This window comes from Streptomyces sp. NPDC058401 (assembly GCF_042722885.1).
Lineage (GTDB): Bacteria > Actinomycetota > Actinomycetes > Streptomycetales > Streptomycetaceae > Streptomyces.
Window position 1 is genome coordinate 1 of the sequence record NZ_JBHXKA010000253.1, and the last position, 4,596, is coordinate 4,596.

Genomic DNA, 4,596 nt, shown 5'->3' on the forward strand with positions numbered 1-4,596 from the left:
GTTCGCGTACTGGGCGTACGTGGTCGCCTCGGCAGTGCGGCCAGGCGCGGCACCAGACGCCGCGGGCCCGGCAAGATCCGAAAGAGACGGCCTAGCCCTGGGCGGCCCCCTCCGCACCGTAGACACCAGCCACCCCATCAACACCGCCCCCCTGGCCCAGGACATCCGCACACTGCTCCCCACCCTCGCCCCGTGACCTTCCCCGCGGCCCAACAACGGGGCCTGCTGGAACGGTTCGGGTCACCAGCCCAGATCCACAAGGCCCACGGACGGACCGAGGGTGCCGGCGATGTCCGAACGAAGTTGCTGGTGCGCTGGCCGGCTCACCCGGGGAAGTCGCGGGCGGCCATCCAGATGATGAGGTCGCGGGCGATCCGGTCGATGCTGGTCCCGGTGACGACGTCGTGTTCGCGGCGGGTGGTGTCGCGGCGGACCACCTCGTACCCACCGTCCTCCAGGAAGCTTCGAACGCACCGCGAGCTTGTCGACCCGGGCGGCAACCGCCCGGTTCCGCCTCAGCCGGTTGATGCCACACTCACCTACGTACCGGACCTTGCAGTCCTCACGGCCGAAAGCCGGAGGCCCCCCACCATGCCCGGCGCTTACGCTGGCCGGCCTGATCGGCAGGTTCCGGAATCGTGCAGCGGATTCTCCGCCGCCACCACTGACACGGACCGGACGGACCCGTGGCCCGCCCAGTCCGAGGCGAGGAACCCGGATAGCTTCCAGACCAGCTGTGACCAGCAGCCGCAACGGCTTCTGTCCTTGTTGGCTGGCCGGGTGCATCTTCGTGGTCCACCTGCCGCAGGAAAGGCCCAGGCCGTGGTCATCGGGTGCGGCCCATCAGCACGGCAGACCATGGAGTCGACATCCACCTCCCAGGTGATCGGAATACGGGCGAAGACGTGCTCGACTCGGGCTCGGACCTGCTTGTGGGACTTGTTGTGCTCCTGCTTCCAGTCAGGCAGGTCTTCGCCCTGGCGGCGGTGGTGGGGCATGACGCGTCCGGTTCGCGGACAGCCGCCGTCGGCGATCGTGATCTTCTTGCCGACGGCGGCTTTGGCACCGGACTCCTCCCAGGCCTCGCAGTCGTTGCGGTTCCCGGCAAGCGGCCGGCCGACCGCGACGACCAGGCGGGTGTCGGCGTCGATGACGACCTGATGGTGGGTGCAGTACCGGTAGTTCTTCCACTGTGCGGCGATGGTGTGGTCACGGGTGCGAGGGGGACAACTCAGTCCTGAGAACCTCTCTCCCCGACCAGGGCCCGCAACCGCCTCACCTCTGCGATCAGGCGGGGTACGTCCTGACCTGCCGATGCGATGAAGTCGAGATCCGCATCCAACTGGCGTTCCGGGCTTAGGACTTGTCGAGCACCGACGATCCGGTTGACATGGATCTCGTCATCTTCCTCACCATGCTTGGGGTCGACCTGGATGAAACTCCCGCCGCCTGTCGCTCCGCGCGTCTCCAGCCAGGACACCCAAGGCCCCGGCGATGCGGCGGCAGCCCGCTCGGCCATCGCGTCAAGGTCGGTTTTGGGGAGTACCTCGTCCATGGACATGCCCAGATCATTCATCCCAGGCACCGTGCAGTCCCTAGCCCAGAACTGACACCTCAACGGTCACTCCCGTTACGGAACAGCCCTTAGAGCTCGTAACACGATCATGAATGCGCCTTCTTGAGTCGTCGCCAGCAGATCAGGCTGCAGGCCAATGAGACGAAGGCGTCATGGAGTTCGGGACGCCGCTCCCAGCGCACGGCCAGCCGCTTGAACTGGTGGAGCAGGGCGAAGGTCTGCTCCACGACGTAACGGAGCTTGCCCAGATCCTTGATGTTCGGGGCGCCCTTGCGGGAGATCACTGGCAGGATTCTGCGGCGCCGCAGCTCGTGACGCACTGCCCTGGAGCCGTAAGCTTTGTCGCCCAACAGGGAGTCCGGGCGGCGGCGTGGGTGGCCCACCCGGCCGGCAATCGGCGGGACAGCGTCGACCAGGGCGAGAGTCTGGGTGATGTCGTTGACGTTCGCCGCAGTGGTGATGACATGCAGCGCGGTGCCGCGCCCGTCACAGATCAGGTGATGTTTGCTGCCCGTTTTGCGCCGGTCGACCGGCGACGGGCCGGTCGCGGCTCCCCCCTTTTCGCGCGGACGTAGGAGCCGTCCACGCATGCACGGGACCAGTCGAGTTGGCCCGCCGCATTCAGTTCAGTGAGCAGGATGCGGTGCAGCTGGTCGACGACGCCAGCGTGCTGCCACCGCTCCAGTCGGCGCCAGCAGGTCTGACCGGAGCCGAACCCCAGCTCCAGCAGTAGGAGTTGCCAGGCGATGTTCTGGTGCAGGACGAAGAGGATGCCCTGGAGGCACCGGCGGTCGTTCACCGGCTTCGGCCCTGGCGACCGCTTGGGCCAAGGCGGCAGCAGCGGCTCGATCAGTGCCCACAAGTCGTCGTCCACAATCCACGGTCGAGTGCTCACACCCTCCCGAACGGCCGAATCATCGCACCGGCCACGGCGGTGACGCTGCATCCTCGCCAAGGTCCCGCTACGAGCTCTACGCGCTGACAGATTCCGCCGGCTCATAGACGGTGAGGGCGAGACGGCCGCCGTCCCCAGCCATAGCCATAGCCACGTTGACCAGGATCTCGCTGCCCTCGTCGAAGTGCAGGGTGAAGACAGGGTCGGCCTGCATCAAGAAGTCGAAGACCTCCTGATCGTCCGCTGACAGCGGGCCTTCGAGGATCGCTTCGCACGTCCAGTCGCTGCCGGTGGCGCGGGCTGTGACCCGCACATCGAACCCTCCCAGGCTCATCGAGCGATTGGCCCACCACTCAAGCCGCGCACAGCCCTGATAGGTATCCATCCCCCAAGTATCGCGAGGAGTTGGACGGATACAGGCAGTGGCCTAACACCGGCATCGGCAAGATCGTGTTACGAGCTCTTAGGGAGTGTCCGCAATGTCAGGTGGGGAGCCAGAGCCGTAGGCAGGCGAGGGTGACCAGGGCTGTGTAGTGGCGGGCTCGTTTGTCGGAGCGGGTGGCGAGGGCTTTGTTCTGCTTGAGGCGGTTGAAGCAGCGTTCGACGACGTTGGGGCGCCGGTAGACCTCACAGTCGAGACGGCACAGGCTCTCGCCTCGCCGCAGGCGTCCGCCGATCTGGTCAACACGTTCCGGGATGGTGCAGGCGATACCGCGTTTCCGCAGGTAGACGCGGATCTTGCGGGAGCTGTAGCCCTTGTCGCCGACCACGCGCTCGGGTCAGGTGCGGGGCCGGCCGGGCCCGCACCGCTTGACCCGGATCCGGGTCAGGACCTGCTCGCACTGCGTGCAGTCGTTGACGTTCCCGCCGGTGACCGTGAACGCGAGAGGCCGGCCGCGGCCGTCGCAGGCGAGGTGGATCTTCGTGCTCAGTCCGCCTCGGGAGCGTCCGAGTGCTTCACCGGTCCACGGCCCCCTTTCAGGCCCCGGCCGCATGCTGATGGGCGCGCAAGATCGTCGAGTCGACGCAGACGATCGACCAGTCGACCTCACCGATCGCATCCGAGTGCTGCTGGACATGAGCCAGGAGCCGGTCAGGTTCCGTCCGCTGACCAGCGGCGGAAACGGCCCGCGAGTGGACCTCCGCGGAGAACCCTTCTCCAAGGACGGAGGTCAGGTGTTCCGCATGTGCACCCAGCCGTTGACGAGCGCCTGAGAACTTTGCCGTCAGCTCAACGAGCCCGTAATCCTCGGAGCCATCTGGCAACCCACCTCAGACGCGGCAACGCAGGTGCCGGGCGAGCCCGCCCCGTCCACTCCGGCCCGTCTCATCCCCTTGAACGAGGAGACAGGGTCCCTCTCCCCTAGCCCCGTCAGGAGACCTCTCCAAGAGGTGACGAGGGTCTACGGGTGGGACCGACAAAGGGCACCTGCTCCGCTGGTGGCGTCTGCGTACTCTGCTGCGGCAGGTCGGGACCGTTGGTGACGGAGGCCGGGGCCGCGAATTCGGGTGCGGCAGGGGTAGGGGTCTGGGGGAGTGCCGCGCTGTGAACAGTGCTGAGGTTGTGTTTCGACGTGCGGTCGACTCGGATGCGGTCGCCATGGCCGACATGTGGCTGCGTTCCTTCAGGACCGCCTTGCCTACCGTGCGGCTCGCCCACGGTGACGACGAGGTACGGGACTGGTTCTCCTTCGTGGTCGTACCGCAGTACGAGGCCTGGATAGCCGATGCCGACGGCGTCGTGGCGGGGCTCCTCGTGCTCGAGGGCGAGGAGTTGGAACAGCTCTACCTGGATCCGTCGTGGCGGGGGAAGGGGCTGGGGGACCGCTTCGTGGCGCTGGCCAAGCAGCAGCGGCCGGCCGGACTCGGGCTGTGGACCTTCCAGGTCAACGGTCCCGCACAACGGTTCTACGAGCGGCACGGCTTCGCCGCCGTCGAACGTACCGAAGGACTCCGCAATGAGGAGCAGGAGCCGGACGTCCGCTACGTCTGGCAACCCGGCGAATAGGGCCGGCGACAAAGAGGATTCGGCCCGTAAACGCAGAAAAGCCCCGTACCGGTTTCCCGGTACGGGGCTTTCTACAATGATTGTTCGGCGGCGTCCTACTCTCCCACAGGGTCCCCC

At 66.7% G+C, this 4,596-nt stretch carries 5 protein-coding genes and 2 pseudogenes; 2 read left to right on the top strand and 5 right to left on the bottom strand.

Going from position 1 to position 4,596, the window contains the following annotated elements:
- The coding region (locus ACFWNV_RS39305; protein WP_383957046.1) for a hypothetical protein at positions 1 to 196 on the top strand (196 nt) is incomplete at its 5' end.
- Between the two features lie 637 nt (positions 197 to 833).
- On the opposite strand, the pseudogene ACFWNV_RS39310 reads toward ACFWNV_RS39305, so the two are convergent.
- The 5 genes and pseudogenes from ACFWNV_RS39310 to ACFWNV_RS39330 all read right to left on the bottom strand — a co-directional run.
- A pseudogene (locus ACFWNV_RS39310) lies at positions 834 to 1,217 on the bottom strand (transposase); the annotation flags it as partial.
- Positions 1,218 to 1,231: 14 nt separating this feature from the next.
- Entirely contained in the window at positions 1,232 to 1,561 is a 330-nt protein-coding gene (locus ACFWNV_RS39315) for a hypothetical protein (RefSeq protein WP_383957049.1), read from the bottom strand.
- A gap of 101 nt (positions 1,562 to 1,662) precedes the next feature.
- Positions 1,663 to 2,522, bottom strand: a protein-coding gene (locus tag ACFWNV_RS39320; RefSeq protein ID WP_383957052.1) for an IS5 family transposase whose coding sequence is annotated in 2 segments (ribosomal slippage) — positions 1,663 to 2,148 and positions 2,151 to 2,522 — 858 coding nt in all. Because the reading frame shifts where the segments join, the coding sequence is not laid out codon by codon here.
- Positions 2,523 to 2,547: 25 nt separating this feature from the next.
- Entirely contained in the window at positions 2,548 to 2,856 is a 309-nt protein-coding gene (locus ACFWNV_RS39325) for a hypothetical protein (protein WP_383957054.1), read from the bottom strand.
- 97 nt (positions 2,857 to 2,953) lie between these two features.
- Positions 2,954 to 3,636, bottom strand: a pseudogene (locus tag ACFWNV_RS39330) (IS5 family transposase); the annotation flags it as partial.
- 435 nt (positions 3,637 to 4,071) lie between these two features.
- On the opposite strand from ACFWNV_RS39330, the gene ACFWNV_RS39335 reads away from it, so the two are divergent.
- Entirely contained in the window at positions 4,072 to 4,479 is a 408-nt protein-coding gene (locus ACFWNV_RS39335; RefSeq protein ID WP_383957057.1) for a GNAT family N-acetyltransferase, read from the top strand.
- Positions 4,480 to 4,596 lie beyond the last annotated feature (117 nt).